This window comes from Mesorhizobium sp. PUT5, from assembly GCF_052216645.1.
Lineage (GTDB): Bacteria > Pseudomonadota > Alphaproteobacteria > Rhizobiales > Rhizobiaceae > Mesorhizobium.
This window is the reverse complement of sequence record NZ_JBQOSO010000003.1, coordinates 358,809-378,533: the sequence shown is the minus strand read 5'-3', so window position 1 is coordinate 378,533 and position 19,725 is coordinate 358,809. Positions and strand designations below refer to the sequence as shown.

Genomic DNA, 19,725 nt, shown 5'->3' with positions numbered 1-19,725 from the left:
AAAAGCGGCCTTGTCAGCGCACCACCAGCACCGGCACGGGGCTGGTGACCAGCACCTCGACCGCCTGGCTGCCGAGGAACGCGCGGTCATGCCCGCGCCGGCCGTGCGAGGCCCCGTGGGAGGTCATGACGATGAGGTCGCAACCCTTGTCCCTGGCGACCTCCACGATGGCCTCGGCCGGCCGCATCTGGTCGACATGCACCGTCTCGCAGGCAACGCCGCGTGCCTTTGCCGCCGCGGCCGCCGCGGCCAGCACCTGCCCGGCGAACTCCTTGCCGGCCCGCCGGTAGAGCGCCATCGTCTCCACGACCGAGACGTTCTCGAATTCCGGGCGCGCCGCGTAGACCGGAAAAATCTCGGTGACGTGGAGGATGGTGACCCGGCTGCCGTGGACGGAGGCCAGCGCAAGGCCGTGGTCGACCCCGCGCTGCGAAAAGTCCGAGCCGTCGGTCGCGACGAGAATATGGGAATACATCGGCAGCCTGGTCTCCGTTGAACCGGCAGGCAGCATAGGCCGATTTCCGCAGCGCCTGCACCCCCGATTGCCACGGACGCGGCGGTTGCGACGCCCCGGCAGATCGACGCACTCCCTGACGGCCGGAAAGCTGCATATCATTTTGCTTGCGCCGGCGGCCTCTAAAAGATACATATGTTATGTATCTTTATACTTTGGACATGCAGGGGAAAGGAAATTCCGATGGCTGAAACCTGGCTTGCCTCTCTCAGGACGGCGACCCCGCAGGAAGGCTTCGAACTGGCCGCGAAGCTCGCCCGCGTCGGCGTGAAAGTGACCCAGCCGTCGGCCGAGGTCCGCGACAAGCTGCGCGCGGCATACGACCATGACACCACCCAGTTGATCGCGTCATCCCAGGTCATAGCGATCCATTTCCAGACGGTCGCCGCCGCGAACAATTACTGGCGCGACTGAGGCCGGCCGGCCCTGTCGGCATGTTCGCGCTGTTTGCGCCTGCGCAAACTGGCTTCCGGCGAAGCAGGCTATGATGGCATCGGTTCATCGAATGCCGGCGCCGCAGCGGGCGCCGGAATGCAACGCGTCGCACGGCCGCGCGGGATGAGCCGCAGGAGAAAGAAGTGCGCGTCATCGAAACACGCCAGGCGGCGGCCCAGGCCACCGCACATTGCGCCGACCTGGAGGTCGTGGCCCGGCTGGCGGCCGTGATAAAGGATGCGCGGCTGGATTGCGGGTGCAAGCCGAAGCTGGACGAGACGCTGGCGCGTTTCGCCATGCTGGAGCGCCGGCGCACGGCACGCGGACATCTGTTCAATGCCCGCGGCCATCGCGAGCAGATCGAGGCGATCCTCTTCTTCCTGAACGATCTGGACGAACTGGAAACGACGGAACAGGACCACAGCGTCTATGTGGACATTGCGCTTCTGTTCGACGACATAGCCAATATCGCCCGGGAAGGCGCCTATTCGATGCGGCAACTGTCCGCAACCGTGGAAGACGACCGGGGCACGGCCTGACACTTCTCCGCCCGCGCATTCCCCCCGTCGCATTCCGGCACCACAGCGGATGGGCACGGCCGTGATCGCCGCTTTCGCGCAAGGAAAGGGAGCGCCGATGCGCAAGCCCGGGAAAACGGCGGAGCCGAGCCTGCCGCAACTGATGACCTGCCATCCGGCGATGGTCCACGCCATCCTGCCGACCACTCGGCCGGACAGATCGGCAGGAGCGGCGGGCGGGGCCGAGCGCGGCGACGGCAAGCGCTCGTTTTCCTGCAGCGCCCGGCGCGGGCTGCGGCGCATGGCCGGCAAGGGATGAGGCTGCGGCCTAGAGCGTTTCCGCTTTTCTCCGAATCGCGGAAACGCTCTAACCCTTTGTTTTGATGCAATTCCGAACGCAAAACCGCTTCGCACTTTTGCTGGAATTGCTCTATGGCCGGCCGACGGGATTTTCTCCCCAGCGCGTCATGCGCGCGCCGGGGTCCACGCCCGCCCAGTTGACGAGCCGGGCGGCGATCTCGCGCACCATATCCTCTATAGTGGCCGCCCTTGCATAGAAGGGCGGCACCGGCGGCGCGATAACCGCGCCGAGGCGGGCGAGCCGCAGCATAGCCTCCAGGTGGCCTTCGTGCAGCGGCGCCTCGCGCGGGGCCACCACCAGTCGCCGCCTTTCCTTCAGCACCACGTCGGCGGCGCGCGTGAGCAGGTTGTCGCCCAGCCCGTGCGCCATGGCGGCGAGGCTGCGCATGGAGCACGGCACCACGACCATGCCCTCGGTACGGAAGGAGCCGCTGGCGATCGGCGCCGCCAGATTGCGCGGCGAATGCGCGTGATCGGCCAGCGCCGTCAATCGGCCGAGTCCGCCGGGCCCGAGTTCGTGAGCGATGGTCATGCGCGCGCCGGCGCTCACCACCAGATGCGTCTCCACCTCTGCCTCCGCCAGTTGCCGCAGCGTCTCCAGCGCCAGCACCGCGCCAGAGGCGCCGGTGACGCCGACGATCAGGCGTCTGCGCATTCCGCCTCCTTTCGCAATTCAGGAAAGAACTCCCCCCACCGTTCGCCCACCCGGCGCCGGACGGCGGCGTCCATCTCCAGCATCACGCCCCATTCGCGGGCGGTCTCGGCGCCGATCTTGCGGGTGGCGTCGAAGCCGGCCTTGCCGCCCAGCCCTTCCAGCGGCGAGGCGAAATCGAGCTGGTCGATCGGCGTGCGCTCCACCAGCATCAGGTCGCGGGCCGGGTCCATGCGCGTGGCCATCGCCCACATCACCTCCGGCCAGGAGCGGATGTCGATGTCGTCGTCCACCACGATGAGCATCTTGGTCATGGAAAATTGCGGCAGCAGCGACCAGAAGCCCATCATCACCCGCCGCGCCTGCCCGGCATATTTCTTGGCAATGGAAATCACCGCGATCCTGTAGGAGCAGGCCTCCGGCGGCAGCCACACGTCCACGATCTCCGGCACCTGCTGGCGCAGCAGCGGCTTGAACACCTCCAGCAGCGCCGCCCCCAGCACCGAGGGCTCGTCCGGCGCGCGGCCGGTGAAGGTGGTGAGATAGGTCGCGCGGTCGCGCAGGCGCAGGCGCTTCAGCCGGAAGACCGGATAGTGCTCCGGCGCGTTGTAATAGCCGGTATGGTCGCCGAACGGCCCTTCGAGCACGGTCTCCTCGGGCGAGACCGTGCCCTCCAGCACGATCTCGGCGCTGGCCGGCACGTGCAGGGGAATGCTGGCGCAAGGCGCCAGCGCCGCCCGGCGGCCGCCGATCAAACCCGCCAGCGCCAGTTCCGTCACCCCCTCGGGCGCGGGCATCACGGCGGCCAGCAACGTGGCCGGATCGGCGCCGATCACCACCGCCACCGGCATTTCCTCTCCCCGCGCGCGCCACAGGCGGTGATGGGCAGCGCCGCCGCGCATCGGCAGCCAGCGCAGGATGGCGCGGTCGCGCCCGATCACCTGCATGCGGTAGATGCCGAGATTGTAGGCGCCCGCGTCGTCCTCGCCCGGCGGACGGGTGACGACCGCCGGCCAGGTGATGAGCGGGCCGGCATCGCCCGGCCAGCAGGTCTGCACCGGCAGCAGCGAGAAATCCGGGTCGGCGTTCTTCCATTCCCGCAGCGCGCCGACGATCTTCGGCCTTGTCTGAAGCGCGCTGCGCGCGGCCGGCAGGATCAGCCGCGCCTGCCGCAGGTTCTGCGGCGGCTGCGGCGACCGCATCCAGGCCAGCAGCGTGCCGAGCCGGCCGAGACCGTCCACATCCGTGCCCAGGCCCCAGGCCACGCGCTCGGCCGTGCCGAATAGGTTCGCCACCACCGGCATGGCGGCAGGCGCGCCGCGCCGATCCAGCGCCTGCGTCAGCCGCAGCGCCGGCCCGCCGGCGGCGATCACCCGGCGGTGGATCTCGGTGAGCTCCAGCTGCATGGAGACGGGCGCCGAAATGGTGGCGAGTTCCCCTTTCCCCTCCACGAAGGTGAGAAACGAGCCGAGGCCGGGAAACGGAGGGAGGCTGCGCTGGTGCATGAAGGATCCTGCCGGCCCATGCGCCGGCTGCGCAGCGATGCCACGTCCGCGGGTGAAGCTCGTTGAGCTTGCGCAAAGATGCAGGTCAGGCCCGCCGCCGGTCCCGGGCGCATGCCCGGAAGAAGCCAAAATTCGGACAGAAGCCGGCCAGCGCGGCAAGGTCGCCGCCGCCCTCCAGCCAGTTGCGGCACTCGCGATGGGAAGCACAGCCCAGGCAGGTGTCGCGGGCCTCGGCGAGCGCGGCACCGCCGGCCGTGCGGACCGCGACGGCCGGATCGACACCCGTCCGCTCCATGACGAGATCCATAAGCGCGAATTGCTGCCAGACCCTGTCGGTCTGCGGCCAGCGCCGCTCATCCGATTGCACTGCGACCTCCTTGCTGATCGCACCACCAATCCGCATGAATTCTATCGCGGAACCGCGCTGGGCTGGATGTGTCCTGTCGCCGCGCCGCCGATTCCGCCCCGTCGGTTTCGTCCCGCTGTTTGATCCGGAGCAAACTTCCCGCGCGCGAGCCTGCCTATTGTGGCGCGTCGACGACAGTCCGGAGGGCGGGAATGGCGGCAGGAAACGAAGAAAGCACATTGCCGGCCTTTGCCCGGCGCCTTCTGCCGCCATTTGCCGGCCTGCCGCTCGGGCCGCTGCTGACCCTGTCGCTGCGCTCGCTGGCCAGGCGCCGGCCGGGCCTGTTCGAGCGGCTGGGCAAGCATCGCACAGCGCGTTACCTCATCGACCCGACCGACCTTTCCTTCGCCTTCAGCGTGGTGCCGGACGGGCAATCCTGCACCGTGCGCGTCACCACCAAGACCGGCAGCGAGCCCTGTGACGTCGTCATCCGCGGCCCGATCCTGATGCTGCTCGGCATCCTCGACGGGACGCTCGACGGGGATGCGCTGTTTTTCCACCGCACCATCTCCGTCAGCGGCCGCACCGAAGCGGTGTTGGCGCTGCGCAACGCCATCGAGGACGCGGAGTTGCGCCCTTCCGACCTGCTCGGCCTGCGCGGCGCACTCGCCCGCTTCGCCGATGCCGGCATCGTGGGGGGACTGGGCGCGATCCGCCATCTGGCGGCGAGCGCGCCCGTGCGCGAAGGCGGCCGGGCATGAGCGGAGCCCGCATGGAACTGGTCTGCCCGGCCGGAACCCCCGCCACCTTGCGCGCGGCCGTGCAGGCGGGCGCCGACGCCGTCTATTGCGGCTTCCGCGACGAGACGAACGCGCGCAACTTCCCCGGCCTCAATTTCTCGCCCGAGGAAATGGCCGAGGGCATCCGCTTCGCCCACGACCACGGCAGCAAGGTGCTGGTCGCCATCAACACCTTCGCGCGGGCCGGCGGCACCGACCCCTGGCGCAGAGCGGCCGACACGGCCGCCGAATGCGGCGCCGATGCCGTCATCGCCGCCGACATCGCCGTGCTCGACCATATGGCGGGCGAGCATCCGCGCACGCGCCTGCACCTGTCGGTGCAGGCCGCCGCCGCTACGCCCGAGGCGATCGGCTTCTATGCGCAGGCCTTCGGCGTGCGCCGGGTCGTGCTGCCGCGCGTGCTCTCGGTGCAGGAGATCGCCGCCCTCAACCGCGCCATCGACGTGGAGACCGAAGCCTTCGTCTTCGGCGGGCTGTGCGTGATGATCGAGGGCCGCTGCCATCTCTCCTCCTATGCCGCCGGGAGGTCGCCGAACCTCAACGGCGTGTGCTCCCCGCCCGAGATGGTGAGCTATGACGAGGACGCGGGCGGCACGGCCGCGCGGCTGGCCGGCTTCACCATCGACCGCTACGAGCCCGGCGAGCCGGCCGGCTATCCCACCCTTTGCAAGGGCAGGTTCAAGGCCGGAGACAAGTCCGACTACCTGTTCGAGGATCCGGTGAGCCTCAACGCCGGCAGCATGATCCTGGCGCTGAGGGCGGCCGGGGTCACCGCCCTGAAGATCGAGGGGCGGCAGCGCGGCAAGGGCTACGTCACCCAGGTGGTGCGCGCCTTCAGGAGGGCGGTGGACGCCGCCGAGCAGGGCTACGACGCCACCGAGATCGACGGCATCCTGGCCGGCATGTCCGAGGGCGGCCGGCAGACCACCGGCGCCTACCGCAAGATCTGGAGATAGGCCATGCCGCGGATCAGCCTGACGCTCGGGCCGCTCTTCTTCCACTGGCCGGCCGACCGGCTGCGGAGCTTCTACGCCCGGATCGCCGACGAGGCGCCGGTGGAGCGCGTCCATGTCGGCGAGGTGGTGTGCGGCAAGCGCATGCCGTTTTCCGATCCCGTCTGGCCCGAGATCATCGAGCGGCTGGAGCGCGGCGGCAAGGAGGTGGTGCTGTCCACGCTGGCCGCCCCCGCCACGGTGCGCGAGCGCCGCGCCGTGGAGGAGCTTTGCGCGGACGGGCGGCTGGTGGAGATCAACGACATCACGGCGCTTCCCGCCCGTAGCGGCCGGCCGTTCGTGACCGGCCCCTTCCTCAACGTCTACAACGAAGCGACGGCGCGCTTCCTCATCCGCCACGGCGCGGCCACCATCTGCCCGCCCGTCGAGCTTTCCCTGAAGACCGTAGGCGCGATCGCGGCGGCCTGCCCCGAGGCCGGGTTCGAGATATTCGCCTTCGGCCGGCTGCCGCTGGCGCTTTCGGGCCGCTGCTACCACGCGAGGCTCAACGGGCTGCACAAGGATTCTTGCCAGTTCACCTGCGAGCAGGACCCGGACGGGCTGGCCGTCGACACGCTGGACGACCAGTCGTTCCTGGCCATCAACGGCGTGCAGACCCTGTCGGCGCAGGTGCATGCCGTGCTGGCGGACCCTGCCGAGATCGCCGCCCTCGGCATCGGCCGCCTGCGGCTGTCGCCGCATGGCTGCGACATGGTGGAGGTGGCGCGGACATACCAGGCTCTCGTCGAGGGGCGGCAGGACCCGGAGGGAGCCCGCTTCCTGCTCTCCTGCCTCGACCTGCCGGGAACGCTGGTCGACGGCTACGCGCGGGGCGAGGCCGGATCGCGGCCGGCCATCCCGGCCTGACGCAGCCTTGGGGAGCGATCATGGGAGAAAGAAGGAGGGAGGACAAATGACACGGATCGCCATCCTGACCATTTCGGATCGCGCCAGCCGCGGGGACTACGAGGACCTCGGGGGCCCGGTCGTCGAAAGCTGGCTGCGCGCAGCCATTGCGAACCGGTGCGACTATGTCCGCAGCATCGTGCCGGACGGACTGGAAAGCGTGCGGAACGCGCTGGTGGAACTGTGCGACCGGGACGGCGCCGACCTGGTGCTGACGACCGGCGGCACCGGGCCCGCGCTGCGCGACCTGACGCCCGAAGCCATGCGCCAAGTCGTGACCAAGGAACTGCCGGGCTTCGGCGAACTGATGCGCCAGGCAAGCCTGGTTCAGGTTCCGACAGCCATCCTCTCCCGCCAGAGCGCCGGGGTGCGAGGCCGCACGCTCATCATAAACCTGCCCGGCAAGCCGTCGGCCATCGACGTGTGTCTCGCCGCCGTCTTCCCCGCCGTGCCCTACTGCCTGGAACTGATCGGCGCCGGGCGCATCGAGATGTCGGTCCGGTTCGGGGAGGTCGGTTCCGCGCGCCCGGTCCAGGCTCTCGCCGCAGCCTGCTAAGTATAGCGGTTTTCGGATCGACGTTCAGGCGCAGATGCGCGCCCACTTCCCGCCATGTGACAGGATGTGGGCTTCGACGCCGGCCATGCCGTCGAGCACCGCCGCGATCTCTGCGGCATCCATCAGATTGAAGGCGGTGGACAGCGCATCCGCCAGCGCCGCCTGACCGGCCACGACGGTGACGCCGGCGTGACGCTGGGGAGTCGCCCCGCTGCGCGGATCGATGATGTGGCTGAACTGCCCTTCCGCGTCGAAGCGGAAGCCGAACGGGCTCGACGTGGCGACGGCACGGTCTTCCACTTCGAGCACCTTGAGGATGCGGGCGCTGTCCTGCGGATCGGAAATGCCGACGCGCCACGGCCGGCCGCCCGGCGCGGAGCCGATGGCGCGGCTTTCGCCCATGTCGACCATGGAGCGCTCGATGCCGCCGGCCCGCAGGAGGTCCACCACCTTGTCGGTGATGTACCCTTGCGCAATGCCGTTGAGCGTCAGCGCGGAGCCCGGAACCGGCAGTTCGATCCGGTCGGGCGAACAGGCAATCCGGGCGAGGCCGACCCGTGCGAGGCATTCGCGCACGATCTCGGCGGAAGGCCCGGTCTCGGACGCGCCGGGCGTCGAGAAATGGCGCCGGTAGGCGTCCCACAGCGGCTGCACGGTGGGATCGAAAGCGCCGCCGGTGCGCTCGCCGGCCTCGCGGCTGAGCAGCAATATCTCGACCAGCTCCTTCGGAGGCGCCACAAGGAAGCGCTGGCGGTTGAGCAGCACGAGGTCCGAATCGTCGCGGTAGAGGCTGAAGATGCGCTCCAGCCGGCGCATCTCGGTCACCACCATGGCGGCCAGCTTCTCGGCCGTCGAATGATCCGGGTGGTGGATGGTGAGCGAAGCCTGCGCGCCCATCGCCTCGCCCTGCCATGTCACCGCCTCGGGCACGGCCGCCATGCTCCCGAACGGCAGCAGCGCCATGCCGGCCGCGGCGGCGCTGATGCCGATCATGCGGCGGCGGGTCATCGTTCCGGAAATCATGTCAGTGAACCTCCCCGGAAGTTGCAGGCGCGTCGCCTGCCTGCTGTTCCAGAATGTAGTCGCGCGGAACGGCGTCGAAGCGCACGACATCGCCGCCATGGTCGCCGGCAAAGGCTTTCGCCGCTTCCTCGGTGGAGAAGGGCACGGCCTCGGCCGCGCCCATGCCGCCCTTCCGGTCGCTGCCGATGACGAAGAAGGCCTGCCTTGCGTCCACCCAGTTGTCGGCGCCCGGCTCGTCCCAGGTCTGGGCCCTGGCCATGTCGGAGACGTAGATCGCCCTTATGTCCTTCGGCTCCTCCGGCAGCATGGTGAAGGCGATGGCGTCGCGCGCGGAGGAAAACCAGATCGGCTCGTCATATTTGGCGAGGATGACCTGCCCCTTCGGCCCGGCATGTTCGAGGATGTTCATGCCGCAATAGCGGCCCATCGCCTCGTCGGTCATGGCAAAGGGCGCCGGCGGCGGCTCCGCCTCGCGCTGGCAGGCCCCCAGGGTCGGGAGAAGCGCGAGCAGGCCGGCCAGGAGGGCGATCGTCAGGCGCGGTCTCACAGCTCCCTCCTTGAAAAGGCGGCCGCGGCCAACGCCATCGGCGCCACGATCCATGCGACGAGCGCGGTCAGCAGCGCGGCCGGCTCCAGCGCCGCGCTCTGCACGATGCCGCCCATGCCGGAAGCCGCCGCGATCTCGTCCGAGCCGGCGAGATTGAGCAGCCGATAGGCATCGGTCGGGTTGAGCAGGAGCAGCGCGTCCAGGACGCCGCCGCCGACGGACTGCCCCTGGTCGGCGACCAGCAGCCCCAGCAGCGCCATGTCGTAGATGACGACGAAGACCAGCCAGACGCCGATGGCGATGCCGCCGGCGGTGCCGCGGTCGCGCACAAGCGCACTGACCAGATAGCCGATCGCCACGAAGACGGCGCCCAGCAGCACCGACGAAGCCGTCATCGTCGTGAACGCCGTCCAGCTTCCTCCGCCGATCGCCTTGCCGGTGGCCAGCAGCGCGACCGCGGCCAGCCCGTAGCCGACGCAGGTGGCGAAGGCCAGGATGGCGATATGGCCGAGGAACTTGCCGACCAGAACCTGGCTGCGCCGGACCGGATAGGACAGGAGCAGCGTCATGGTGCCGCTGTCGATCTCGCCCACGATGGCGTCGTGGGAGATGAGCAGCGCGATCAGCGGCACGATGAAGATGGTGAGGCTCGCCAGGCTGATGACCACCACGTCGAGCGCGCCGGCGCCGACCGAGCCGGTGGGGGCGCTGCCGAGGAAGGCGAGCGTGAGCGCGAGCGCCGCCAGCAGCCCCGTGGCCGCGAGCACCCAGCGGTTGCGCAGGCCCTCGCGCACCTCCTTGGCCGAAAGCAGAAGGATCGTCTTCATCTGGAGGCCTTCCCTGCGAGGAAATGGGCGTAGAGCTCGTCGAGGCCGGGGGGCACCATGTCGAGGTCCTCGAAGGGCGCACCCTCGCCGGCGGCGCGGCGCAGGAAAGCGGCCTTGTCCTCCGGCGTGGCGTCGAGCTCGATGATATGGCCGTTCACCTGCCTGAGGCCAGCGGGTTCGCCCATCCATTCCCGCAGGCGCCGGGCGCCGCCCTCGGCGGTCCTGATGCGGATCTTGGTGGGCAGCCGCGCCATGTGACGCAACTCGTCCAGCGAGCCGTCGGCGATCTTGCGGCCCTCGTTCATGATGACGACGCGGCCGGCATTGCCTTCCAGCTCGTTCAGCGCATGGGAACACAAAAGCACGGTGGCGCCGGCCGCACCCATTTCGCGCACGATCTCATAGAACTGCTGGCGCAGCGCGGGGTCGAGCCCGGTGGTGGGCTCGTCCAGCAGCAACACCGCCGGCGTGCCGATCATGGCCTGGGCGAGGCCCAGCCGCTGGCGCATGCCCTTGGAATAGGTGCCGACGCGCCGGTCCGCCGCATGGGCGAGGCCAAGCCGCTCCAGCAGCGCGTTCTCCTCGCCCTTGCTGCCGCCCTTGAGCCGCACGTAGAAACGCAGCGTCTCGCGGCCGGTCAGCGCGGGATTGAACGAGACGTTCTCCGGCAGGTAGCCCAGGCGCCGGCGCACGGCGGCATCGCCCGCCGCCGGGTCCTGGCCGAGCACGGAGACCGAGCCGGCGGTGGGACGCGCAAGGCCGAGCATCAGCTTGATGAGCGTGGTCTTGCCGGCGCCGTTGTGGCCCACCAGTGCGATCACCTCGCCGGGGCCGGCCGCGAAGGACACGCCGTCCACCGCCTTGACCCGGCCATAGTGCCGGGCGACCGATTTCAATTCGACATTCAAGCTCATGGCAGTTGCGTTCCCTTGATGCCGACAGGCTTCATCAGCGGATGGCTGTCGACCACGCCGCCGGGAAAGACCGCCGGAAAACGGGCCTGCGCCCAGCGGATGACCTGCACGGCCGGGCTATTGACCAGCACCTTGGCCGCCGGCGCTTCCCATAGGACCCTGTCCATCATGTCGTTGGGCCGGTAGGGATTGTCGGCTATTCCGTCGCCGTCGAGGTCGAAGGCGGGGTTGTCGCTCCAGTAGTTGCCGCGTCCGCCGCTCGACCAGTCGAGCGAGCGGGTGCCGACATATTTGACCTGGTTGCGGTTGCGCACGAAGGCGTTGCCGCTCATGGCGTTGCCTTCGGAGCCGGCGGTGAAGTGCACGCCGATCTCGCAGCCTTCGAAGAGGTTGTCGGAGAAGCGGTTGCGGTTGGCGTTGTAGATGAAGACGCATTTCTCCGGACCGATGCGCGTGCCCTTGCGCGCCTTGGCGGCGGGCGCGCCGGTGCCTTGGGCGCGCGGCATGTCGGGGTCGGCCGCGAAACGCTGGCCGTTGCTGGTCCAGCGGGCGGCCGGCTGGGCACGGCCGCGCACCACATTGCCGCGGATCTCGGAGCCGTTGGCGTAGTTGAACAGAAGGCCGTTGTCGCGGTCGCCGTCCGAAACGTTGTCGGTGACCTTGAGCCGGTCGGAATACATGATCGCATAGCCGACGATGTTGCCGATGGAGCTGTTGCCGGCGATCACGCTGTCGTTGGTGTACATGTAGTGGATGGCGAAGCGCAGGTTGCTGAAAGTGTTGCCGCGGAACTCGTTCTTCTTGCTTGTGTTGGCGAATATCCCATCGCGGCCGAAGCTGATGTCGTTGTCCAGCACCTTGGCCCCCGGCGCGTTCCACACCGACACGCCGTTGCCCGAACGGCTGGTACGGCCCTGGCGCTGGCCTTCGATGCGGTTGCCCCGCGCCACCGCGTCGCGCGAGCCGTGCAACTGGATGCCGTAGAGATTGCCGACGATGCTGTTGCCTTCGATGAGCGCGCGCGTAGCGGTCTCGGCGGCGAACACCCCGGCATCCAGCGTGTCCAGGTCCGTGCCCGAGCCCTCGATGTGCAGGCCGCGCACGGCGGTGTCGGGCGCCTCCAGCGTGACGACGCTGCCGTGGCCGCTGCCCTTCAGCACCGCGCCCGGCTCGCCCTGCAGCGTCAGCGGCTTGGAGAGGACGACCGGCCCCAGATGCTCGCCGGGCGCCAGGCGCAGCACGTCGCCGGGCGAGGCGGCGTCCACCGCAGCCTGGAGCGGTGCTACGCCTGCCGGCACGGATATTTCCGCCGCGCCCGCCGCGCGGCAGGAAACGGCGGCGACAAGCGCCGCCATTCCCATCGTTGCGATATGGAGTGAACGGATCACGTCCTAGACGCCCTGCGGTTCCACGAACATGCGGCCCTTCATCTCCATGTGCATGGCATGGCAGAACCACGAGCAGTAGTACCAGTAGACGCCGGGCTTGCTGGCCGTGAACGTCACCGATGCCGTGGCATGCGGCGCGACCTCCATGTTGACGCCGTAGTTGATGATGGCGAAGCCGTGGGTCAGGTCTTCCACCTCGTCGATGTTGGTGATGTAGACGGTGACCTCGTCGCCCTGCTTGACGCTGAAGCTTTCCAGGCCGAAGGCGGGCGCCGAGGACGTCATGTAGACGCGCACCTTGTTGCCGTCGCGGATCACCTCGCTGTCGATCATCAGGTCGATGCCGTCGGCTTCGGCCTGCTTGACCGCGTCGGCGAAGAACGGATCGGCGCGGTCCCAGATGCTGACCGGATTGATCTTGGAGCGGTGGACGAGGGTGGCGTCGTGCGGTTCGGCGAAGCTCGGGCCATCATGCACCAGCACCATCTGGTCGCCCGAGATATCGATGAGCTGGTCGTTCTCCGGCTTCAGCGGGCCGACGTTGAGGTAGCGGTCCTTGGAGAACTTGTTCAGCGAGATCAGCCATTTGCCATCGGCCTCCTTGGTCTGGCCCATGGAGGTGTGGTTGTGGCCGGGCTGATAATGGACGTCGAGCTTCTGGCGGATCGGATCGACCGCCTCGCCTGCGTAGGAGCGCTTGGCGTCCTCGATGTTCCATTTGCAGATCTGGCTGTCGATGAACAGGGTGGTGTAGGCGTTGCCGCGGCCGTCATAGGCCGTGTGCAACGGCCCGAGGCCCAATTCCGGCTCGGCCACCACGGTGTCGCGCGGCTGGATCTTGTCGTCGAACAGGTCGTCGAACTTGCGCACGTCGAACACGGTGACCGTCGGCGAGAGCTTGCCGTTGGCCACGACATGGATGCCGTCGGGCGCGGTGTTGATGCCGTGCGGGCTGTTCGGCACCGGCACGTAGCGCGTGTAGGGCGAGCCATGGCGCCCGTCGATGACCGGCACGCCGCCCATCTCCTTGAAATCGCCCTTCTTGACCGCTTCCTCGATGCGCTTGAGGTTGAAGATGACGATCCAGTCCTGCTCCTTGGCCATCATCTCGGCAAGATTGACGCCCTCTTCGGAGTTGTAGCAGGTGGCGAAAGCGTATTTGCCCTGGTAGTCGGCGTCGACATTGTCGAGGTTGCCGTCCACCATCACCTGCCAGGCCACGTTCATCGTCTCGCCGTCCACGGCGGTGAAGATGGAGTGATACTGCTTCGGGTCATCGAGGATCTTGCCGTCATTGGGGATCGGCACGCGGTCCTCGCCGTTGGCGAACACATAGCCGGTCTTGGGATATTTCTGCACGCGCAGGCCGTGCACCGTGTGCTGGTTCGGCAACTGGATGATCTTGTCGCACTTCATCACATCGAGGCGGATGCGGGCGACGCGCGTGTTGGCCTTGTCGTTGACGTACAGATAGCGGCCGTCATACGTGCCCTCCGTCTGGGACGGGTGCGGGTGATGCAGATCGCCGTTGAGGTAGATGCCGCCGCGATCCTTCAGGAACTCCTTCGTTTCCGGCAGCAGCCCCTCGGTCAGGATCTTGCGGCTCTCATTGGTCTCGCCCCAGCCGGTGGCGCTGCAGCGGTTGAAGACGGGGATGCGCATCAGTTCGCGCATCGAAGGCGCGCCGACGATGCGCACCTCGCCGGTCTGGCCGCTGGAGAAGAACACGTAGTATTCGTCCAGTTCCCCCGGCTTGACCTCGAATTCCTGCCCGCCCGCGGCTCCTTGCGCCGCGGCAGGCGAAACGACGCCTCCGTTCAGCGCCAGTCCGCCGCCGACGCCCGCGGCCCCGGCGGCGGCCATGGCGGCGGTGGTGCCCAAAAGCTGGCGTCTGCTCAGGATCGTCTTCCTGTCCTGATCTTCTTGCGACATGCTCCGTCTCCTTCTGGTTGGCGTGTCAGCCTGTTGCATTCGTGTCTTGCTGCGAAGCCGCCACCGGCACACCCTTGTGGCTGATGACCGGCTTTGCGGGCCCCTTGCCCGGTTTCGTCGGGTCTTTCGCGGCGGGTGAGGACAGGGCCTCGAACTTCTCCCGCTTCAGCCGCACCTGGATCATGTGCGGGCAGCGGTGGTCGTCGTGGTAGAGTTCCTGGCAGTGCATGCAGTAGATGCACTCGTTGACGTTGATCTGCCCTTCGGGATGGATCGCCTCGACCGGGCATTCCTTGGCGCAGCGCTGGCAAGGCGAGCCGCATTCGGGATAGCGCTTGAGCCATTCGAACATGCGGATGCGGCCAGGAATGGCGAGCGCGGCGCCCAGCGGGCACAGGTAGCGGCAATAGAAACGCTCTATGAACAGTCCGGCCACCAGAAGCGCCACGGCGAAGACCACGAACGGCCATTCGCGGGCGAATTTCAGGATGATGGCGGTCTTGAACGGCTCGATCTCGGCATAGGTCTCGGCCAGCGCCACCGAATAGAGCGACAGGCCGAACAGGCCGAGGAAGATCATGTACTTGACCGGCCACAGCCGCTCGTGCAGGCCGAAGGGCAGCTTGATCTGCGGCACCTTGAGCCATTGGGCGAGATTGTTGGTGAGTTCCTGCAAGGCGCCGAACGGGCACAGCCAGCCGCAGAACGGCCCCCTGCCCCAGAACAGCAGGCCCGCGGCCACAGCCGCCCACAGGATGAAGATCAGCGGGGCGGCGAGGAAGAACTCCCAGTTGAAGCCGGTGACCAGCGAATTGACGAAGGTCAGCACGTTGACCACGGAAAGCTGGGCGTTGGCGTACCAGCCGAGCCAGACCAGCGTGAACAGCAGGTAACCACGCCGCACCCAGGCGAACAGGCGCGGACGCCGCACCAGCCAGTTCTGGAAGAAGAAGATGGCGGTAAGCACCAGAAGCGCAAAAACCGTGATGCCGACCTCGACCGTGTTCAGCTTCCATATCCTGATCCACAGCGCCTCCTCGTCCGCGAAGCTTTGTGCGGCGGCAGATTCGGGAGCAACCTCCGCGGGCACAGCCTCGGGGGCGGCCTGGGCAGCGGGCTGACCCGCCGGGACTGGCGCCGGCGCGGCTTTCAGATAGCGGTCGGGCAGCGTGTAGCCGAGGTTGAAGGGCAGCGTGGCCTTGTCGCGGGCGCCGAAGCTGCGCTGGACGAGAAGCTGCAACTCCCACGGCTCGGAAAGGTCGAGCGGGAATTCCTCCGGCACCGTGAACAGTGCAATCTCGCGCAGATGCGGCGCGCCCGCCGCGGCGAGGTCGCCCAGACGCGTATGATCGCGGTCGCGGAAGCGTACGCCCTGGCCGTCCTGCATGAGTTCTACGCGGTCGAATATGCCGCCGCGCACATAGCCCGAGCCCTTGAAGGAATAGGCGCCGTCGCCGGCCACGACGACCGCCTGCTGGCCGGGCTTGAGCTTCTTCTGCAAGCGTTCGTAGACGGCTTCGCCCAACAGGCTGCGGCCGATGGCGGGCACGCTGACCGGGGCAAGGTAGAGGTCGATGAAGCGATCGTCCGGATTGCCGGTCTCGGGCCGCTCGGCCGCCTGTCCCTGGCCGGCATCAGCGAAGGCTTTCGTCACCTCGCCCACGGTCAGGCGCAGGCTGCGCACCGAACCGTCGCCGACCAGCGTATTCCAGTCGAGGATTTCCGACACCGAGGTGTCCAACACCCTGGCCGGAACGGCCGCAGCGCCGGCGGCGGCCACGCCCTTCTGCCCCAGGCGCCCGCTGCGGATGAGCTTCACGGCGGAGCGCACGACGCTGTCGCCCATCACCAGCACGGTGACGGTGGCGCCGCTGACGATGTCCACCTGCGGAATCTGTTCCTGCCCGGCCGCGACCCGGCCGAGATCCTTGCCGATCAGCGAATTCAGCGAAGCGACGACCTTGGCCTCGGGAATGCCTATGAGGACGATGGGCTCCTTGTGCTCGACCAGCTTGAAGCCGCGCACGACGCCATTCTCGTCGATGCCGACGAGAATGCGGATCGGCTTGCCGGAATAGCCGACCGCGCTGGTGTAGTCGGTGTTGAGATAGGCATAGCCGACCGTCTCGCCGCCGGAAAGCACGGGCACGAGCGGCGGGCTTCCTTCAGCCTTGCCATAGGCGTCGGCGCCCGGGATCAGTTCGGCCGCCGGCGTGGCGGACAGGAAGTCGCCCAGGTTTTCGCCCTCGGCCCGGACCGGCGCCGCAAGGGAGGCAAGGCAGGCCAGTACGGCGACCACGCACAGCAAGGAGCGCAAAAGCCCTGCGGCGATGCGTGCCTGACGGCCCGCGCCCGACCTGCGCCCCCATCTTGTCGAGGAAATGCTCACTGGTTTCCGCACCTTTTCCCCCGCCCCTGAAACGGGCGGTTTTGCCGGCGCAGGTGTCGGTGGTTTCGCTCGTTACGTCCTTGATCCAGCGCAAATAAATTTGCCGGGCGCTCGCCTATGGTTTGCAGCGTGATTTGACGACAAGCTGGAAGAGCGTTGCGATGATCCGCCTGACATCCGAACCGTCGACGCCGATCCGCTCCATGGACGAGCTGCTCGCGGTCGCCATGGCGATGGAGAAGGAATCGGCCGACAGATATGCGGACCTGGCCGCGCGCATGCGCGCGGCAGGCCGGCAGGAATTGGCCGAAGTCTTCGAGCGGCTGGTGCGCGAGGAAAGCGGCCATATCGACATGATCGCCGGCTGGTCGCAGCAGCTTCGCCACCATGAGCCCGGCACGCTGACGGCGGAGGCCATGCCGCATGGCGTGTTCGACGACGAGAATATGGCACTCGTCTCGCCCGAACTGCTGGACGCCTACCTCTCCCTTGCCATCGCCGTGCGCAACGAGGAGCGGGCCTTTGCCTTCTGGTCCTACGTGGCCGCACAGGGGGTGTCGCCGGAAATCCGGGACGCCGCCGAGCGGATGGCGCGCGAGGAACTGGAGCACGCAAAGACGCTCCGGCGCGAGCGGCGCAAGGCGTTCGTCCGGCACCGCCACGAGATGGCGACGGGGCAGGAGCCCTACGACCTGCCCCTGCTCGAACTGGAAGTCAGCAAGGCCCTCGAGGAGCGTTACCGCATGAACGAGAAACAAGGCGAATATCGCGACCTTGCCGAGGAGGCACGCATGCTTTCCAGCGACCTGGCGGCAGATCCGCTACAGGATCCCGCACCCGCAGGCCCGCCGCCGCCCCGCGCGCTGGACGCATTGTGCGAATGGCTGGCAGACTACTACATCGAGGCCGGCGAGCACCTGCTTTCGCAGGCCGCCCGCGACCGGGCCCAGAAGCTGGCTACGGCGGCGGTCAGGCGCCTCGCCCTGGTGCGGCATCTCGAAGCGAAACACCAGTAACGCTAGGCGCATTCCGTGCAGCCATGAAGGGCTCTATTGGACCAGCGGCGAAGCGCTGGCGGCAAGATCCACCCCTTCGACCTCGGCCTGCCCCGCAAGCACGCTTACATATTGCCTGAGCGCCTTTTCCTCGACAGCCGCCGCGAGCCGCTCGGCGACGCGCTCGCGCACCGTCTCGAACGGCACGAGCTTGCCGGGAATGCGCCGGTCGATGGCCACGATGTGGAAACCGTAGCGGGTCTTGACCAGTTCGCGCAGGATGCCGGGCGGGGCCAGCTTGAACAGCGCCTGCTCGAATTCCGGCACCGTGTCGCCCCGGCCGATCTGGCCGAGATTGCCGCCCTGCTGGCCGGACGGGCAGTTGGAAAGTTCGGCCGCAAGTGCTGCGAAGCGGTCCGGCTCGGCCAGAAGCTCGTTGAGCGTCCGCTCCGCGCGGGCGCGCATGTGCGGCACGTTCACCTGCGGCGTGACCTGGAACAGGATGTGGCGCGCATTGACCAGGTCGCCGCTCTCGAATTCCTGCCGGTTCTGCTCGTAGTAGCGCCGGCATTCGTCCTCGGTGGGAATCGGCGTCGCCACCTCCCGTTCCAGCAGCGCCTCGATCGCGGCATCGACTGCGGCCTCGTCCTCGGCCGCGGGCGCCAGCAGCCCGATCGCCACCGCCCGCTGCCGCAGGAGCTCGCGCGCGGCGGCAAGCTCGGGCGGGTGGCCGGCTTCCACGGCCACCGCGATGCCGTTGACCGAAAGGATCATGGCCGCGTCGGCTCCTCGGCGCGCGTCTTGGGCGTGCGCACGATCTGGTAGGGCCGGAACAGGTAGGAAAGCGCGCCCGCCCCGCTCCAGATGTGGATCATGCGCGTAAAGGGCGAGACCAGGAAGATGGTGAAGCCGAGCAGGACATGCAGCTTGTAGGTCAGCGGCACGCCGAGCATCAGCGCCGATGCCTCGCCGTTCAGCGTGACGATGCCCTTGACGTAGCTGGTCAGCGTCTCGAACAGCGCGCCGTCCATGTGGAAGGCCGAGAGCGGCACGGTGAGCAGGCCGAGCGCAAGCTGCAGCCACAGCATGAAGGTGATGGCGATGTCCCACTTGCGGCTGTTGAGGCGGATGCGCGGGTCGGAGAGCCGGCGATGGATGAGGATCGTCAGTCCGACGATGGCGACAAGGCCGGCGATGCCCCCAACCACCATGGCGAGCAACTGGTGCGCGACCGGCGACAGCGCCCAGTCCACGGCCCAGTGCGGGGCGAGGAACCCGGCGAAATGGCCCAGGATGACGACGATGACGCCGTAGTGGAACAGGTTGGAGCCCAGCCGCAATTCGCGCTTGCGCAGCATCTGCGACGAATCGCTCTTCCAGGTGTACGGCTCGCGGTCGAACCGGATCAGGCTGCCGATCAAAAGCACCACCAGGCAGACATAGGGGTAGATGCCGAAAAGAAGCGTATTGACGTAGGGGTTGGAGAGCATGGCGATCTTCCTCCTCAGACGGCGGGCCTGTCGCCGGCAGCATCGGCGAAGGCGGGTTGCTCGACCCAGTCGCGGTCGAGCGCATCATGCCGTTCGCGCACGGGCGCGACCTTGCCGGCATCCACCGGCTTTTCCCCGGCGATGACCAGCAGCGCCTGCAGCACGGCGGCGTAACGGCTCTGCCGCGCCAGCAGCGAGCGGCAGATGGAGGCGAGGATTGCCGAGCAATCGGCCAGCAGCTCGCGCGCTTCCTCCATGTCGCGCAGACTCAGATATTCCAGCACCACCGGCAGATAGTCCGGCAGTTCGGAGGCGGTCAGTTCGAAGCCGGCGGCTGCGTAGAGTTCCTTCAATTCGACCATTGCCGCGCCTCGGTCGCGGCCGTCGCCGTGCAGATGCTCGAACAGGTGCAGGGACAGCGCCCGGCCGCGGTCGAACAGGTTGACATAGCGCTCTTCCGCCGCCAGCAGATCGCCCTGCCCGATCTCCCCGATCAGGCGCGCCAGTTCCTCGCGCTCGCGCGCGGTGACCAGCGGCGAGGCGCCGATCACGCCTGCGATCTCGGGCAACGCCCGGCGCATCTCCTCGCCGGGATAGGACAGCAGCGCGCTGAAAGCCCTGAAGATCAGCATGGCG

22 protein-coding genes are annotated in these 19,725 nt (G+C 68.0%); 8 read left to right on the top strand and 14 right to left on the bottom strand.

Annotated features, from left to right (window positions below; genetic code table 11):
• Positions 1-13: 13 nt before the first annotated feature.
• Positions 14-475, bottom strand: coding sequence for a universal stress protein (locus tag ACTDI4_RS03405; RefSeq protein ID WP_442839813.1), 462 nt, complete (start codon positions 473-475; stop codon positions 14-16).
• Between the two features lie 222 nt (positions 476-697).
• Here ACTDI4_RS03405 and ACTDI4_RS03400 point away from each other — a divergent pair, with 222 nt between their 5' ends.
• The 3 genes from ACTDI4_RS03400 to ACTDI4_RS03390 all read left to right on the top strand — a co-directional run bounded on the left by ACTDI4_RS03400 (position 698) and on the right by ACTDI4_RS03390 (position 1,786).
• On the top strand, positions 698-928 hold the full coding sequence (locus ACTDI4_RS03400; RefSeq protein WP_442839812.1) for a hexameric tyrosine-coordinated heme protein: 231 nt from the start codon (positions 698-700) through the stop codon (positions 926-928).
• A gap of 164 nt (positions 929-1,092) precedes the next feature.
• Positions 1,093-1,488 carry a hypothetical protein gene (locus ACTDI4_RS03395; RefSeq protein ID WP_442839811.1) on the top strand — a complete coding sequence of 132 codons (396 nt, stop codon included), beginning with the start codon at positions 1,093-1,095 and terminating at the stop codon, positions 1,486-1,488.
• Between the two features lie 97 nt (positions 1,489-1,585).
• A complete protein-coding gene (locus ACTDI4_RS03390) occupies positions 1,586-1,786 on the top strand; it encodes a hypothetical protein (protein ID WP_442839810.1) in 201 nt (66 codons plus the stop codon).
• A gap of 111 nt (positions 1,787-1,897) precedes the next feature.
• Here ACTDI4_RS03390 and ACTDI4_RS03385 read toward each other — a convergent pair whose 3' ends face one another.
• The 3 genes from ACTDI4_RS03385 to ACTDI4_RS03375 all read right to left on the bottom strand — a co-directional run bounded on the left by ACTDI4_RS03385 (position 1,898) and on the right by ACTDI4_RS03375 (position 4,351).
• Complete coding sequence (locus ACTDI4_RS03385) at positions 1,898-2,482, bottom strand: UbiX family flavin prenyltransferase (RefSeq protein WP_442839809.1); 585 nt, start codon at positions 2,480-2,482, stop codon at positions 1,898-1,900.
• Positions 2,467-3,984 carry a UbiD family decarboxylase gene (locus ACTDI4_RS03380; protein WP_442839808.1) on the bottom strand — a complete coding sequence of 506 codons (1,518 nt, stop codon included), beginning with the start codon at positions 3,982-3,984 and terminating at the stop codon, positions 2,467-2,469. The genes ACTDI4_RS03385 and ACTDI4_RS03380 overlap by 16 nt, the downstream gene beginning before the upstream one ends.
• Before the next feature lie 85 nt (positions 3,985-4,069).
• Complete coding sequence (locus tag ACTDI4_RS03375; RefSeq protein WP_442839807.1) at positions 4,070-4,351, bottom strand: DUF6455 family protein; 282 nt, start codon at positions 4,349-4,351, stop codon at positions 4,070-4,072.
• A 191-nt stretch (positions 4,352-4,542) separates the two neighbouring features.
• Between ACTDI4_RS03375 and ubiT the strand changes: the two genes are divergently transcribed.
• The 4 genes from ubiT to mog are packed head-to-tail and all read left to right on the top strand — an operon-like array spanning position 4,543 to position 7,584.
• Positions 4,543-5,091: a ubiquinone anaerobic biosynthesis accessory factor UbiT gene (ubiT, locus tag ACTDI4_RS03370; RefSeq protein WP_442839806.1), complete on the top strand. Its 549-nt coding sequence runs from the start codon at positions 4,543-4,545 to the stop codon at positions 5,089-5,091.
• Between the two features lie 11 nt (positions 5,092-5,102).
• Complete coding sequence (gene ubiU, locus ACTDI4_RS03365) at positions 5,103-6,086, top strand: ubiquinone anaerobic biosynthesis protein UbiU (RefSeq protein ID WP_442843253.1); 984 nt, start codon at positions 5,103-5,105, stop codon at positions 6,084-6,086.
• A gap of 3 nt (positions 6,087-6,089) precedes the next feature.
• The gene (ubiV, locus tag ACTDI4_RS03360) at positions 6,090-6,989 is read left to right on the top strand and encodes a ubiquinone anaerobic biosynthesis protein UbiV (protein ID WP_442839805.1); all 900 of its coding nucleotides are present in this window, start codon (positions 6,090-6,092) and stop codon (positions 6,987-6,989) included.
• A 46-nt stretch (positions 6,990-7,035) separates the two neighbouring features.
• Complete coding sequence (gene mog, locus ACTDI4_RS03355; RefSeq protein ID WP_442839804.1) at positions 7,036-7,584, top strand: molybdopterin adenylyltransferase; 549 nt, start codon at positions 7,036-7,038, stop codon at positions 7,582-7,584.
• Positions 7,585-7,608: 24 nt separating this feature from the next.
• On the opposite strand, the gene ACTDI4_RS03350 is transcribed toward mog, so the two are convergent.
• Genes ACTDI4_RS03350 through ACTDI4_RS03320 form a run of 7 tightly spaced genes read right to left on the bottom strand, consistent with a single transcriptional unit; the run spans position 7,609 to position 16,532 of the window.
• Positions 7,609-8,607, bottom strand: coding sequence for an FAD:protein FMN transferase (locus ACTDI4_RS03350; RefSeq protein ID WP_442839803.1), 999 nt, complete (start codon positions 8,605-8,607; stop codon positions 7,609-7,611).
• Position 8,608: 1 nt separating this feature from the next.
• Positions 8,609-9,142: a nitrous oxide reductase accessory protein NosL gene (locus ACTDI4_RS03345; RefSeq protein ID WP_442843252.1), complete on the bottom strand. Its 534-nt coding sequence runs from the start codon at positions 9,140-9,142 to the stop codon at positions 8,609-8,611.
• Positions 9,143-9,150: 8 nt separating this feature from the next.
• Positions 9,151-9,981 (bottom strand): ABC transporter permease subunit, encoded by an 831-nt coding sequence (locus tag ACTDI4_RS03340; RefSeq protein WP_442839802.1) that lies wholly within the window; start codon positions 9,979-9,981, stop codon positions 9,151-9,153.
• Positions 9,978-10,895: an ABC transporter ATP-binding protein gene (locus tag ACTDI4_RS03335; protein ID WP_442839801.1), complete on the bottom strand. Its 918-nt coding sequence runs from the start codon at positions 10,893-10,895 to the stop codon at positions 9,978-9,980. The genes ACTDI4_RS03340 and ACTDI4_RS03335 overlap by 4 nt, the downstream gene beginning before the upstream one ends.
• Positions 10,892-12,250: a nitrous oxide reductase family maturation protein NosD gene (locus ACTDI4_RS03330; RefSeq protein WP_442843251.1), complete on the bottom strand. Its 1,359-nt coding sequence runs from the start codon at positions 12,248-12,250 to the stop codon at positions 10,892-10,894. Before ACTDI4_RS03330 ends, ACTDI4_RS03335 begins: the two co-directional genes overlap by 4 nt.
• Before the next feature lie 36 nt (positions 12,251-12,286).
• On the bottom strand, positions 12,287-14,215 hold the full coding sequence (nosZ, locus tag ACTDI4_RS03325) for a TAT-dependent nitrous-oxide reductase (RefSeq protein WP_442839800.1): 1,929 nt from the start codon (positions 14,213-14,215) through the stop codon (positions 12,287-12,289).
• 25 nt (positions 14,216-14,240) lie between these two features.
• On the bottom strand, positions 14,241-16,532 hold the full coding sequence (locus tag ACTDI4_RS03320; protein WP_442843250.1) for a 4Fe-4S binding protein: 2,292 nt from the start codon (positions 16,530-16,532) through the stop codon (positions 14,241-14,243).
• Positions 16,533-16,765: 233 nt separating this feature from the next.
• On the opposite strand from ACTDI4_RS03320, the gene ACTDI4_RS03315 reads away from it, so the two are divergent.
• Entirely contained in the window at positions 16,766-17,620 is an 855-nt protein-coding gene (locus ACTDI4_RS03315) for a ferritin family protein (RefSeq protein ID WP_442839799.1), read from the top strand.
• Positions 17,621-17,653: 33 nt separating this feature from the next.
• On the opposite strand, the gene ACTDI4_RS03310 is transcribed toward ACTDI4_RS03315, so the two are convergent.
• From ACTDI4_RS03310 to narJ, 3 genes are read right to left on the bottom strand one after another with little or no spacing between them, the layout of a single operon-like run.
• Positions 17,654-18,373, bottom strand: coding sequence for a peptidylprolyl isomerase (locus tag ACTDI4_RS03310; RefSeq protein ID WP_442839798.1), 720 nt, complete (start codon positions 18,371-18,373; stop codon positions 17,654-17,656).
• Positions 18,370-19,089: a respiratory nitrate reductase subunit gamma gene (gene narI / locus ACTDI4_RS03305; RefSeq protein WP_442839797.1), complete on the bottom strand. Its 720-nt coding sequence runs from the start codon at positions 19,087-19,089 to the stop codon at positions 18,370-18,372. Before narI ends, ACTDI4_RS03310 begins: the two co-directional genes overlap by 4 nt.
• Before the next feature lie 14 nt (positions 19,090-19,103).
• Entirely contained in the window at positions 19,104-19,721 is a 618-nt protein-coding gene (gene narJ, locus ACTDI4_RS03300; RefSeq protein ID WP_442839796.1) for a nitrate reductase molybdenum cofactor assembly chaperone, read from the bottom strand.
• Between the last annotated feature and the right edge of the window lie 4 nt (positions 19,722-19,725).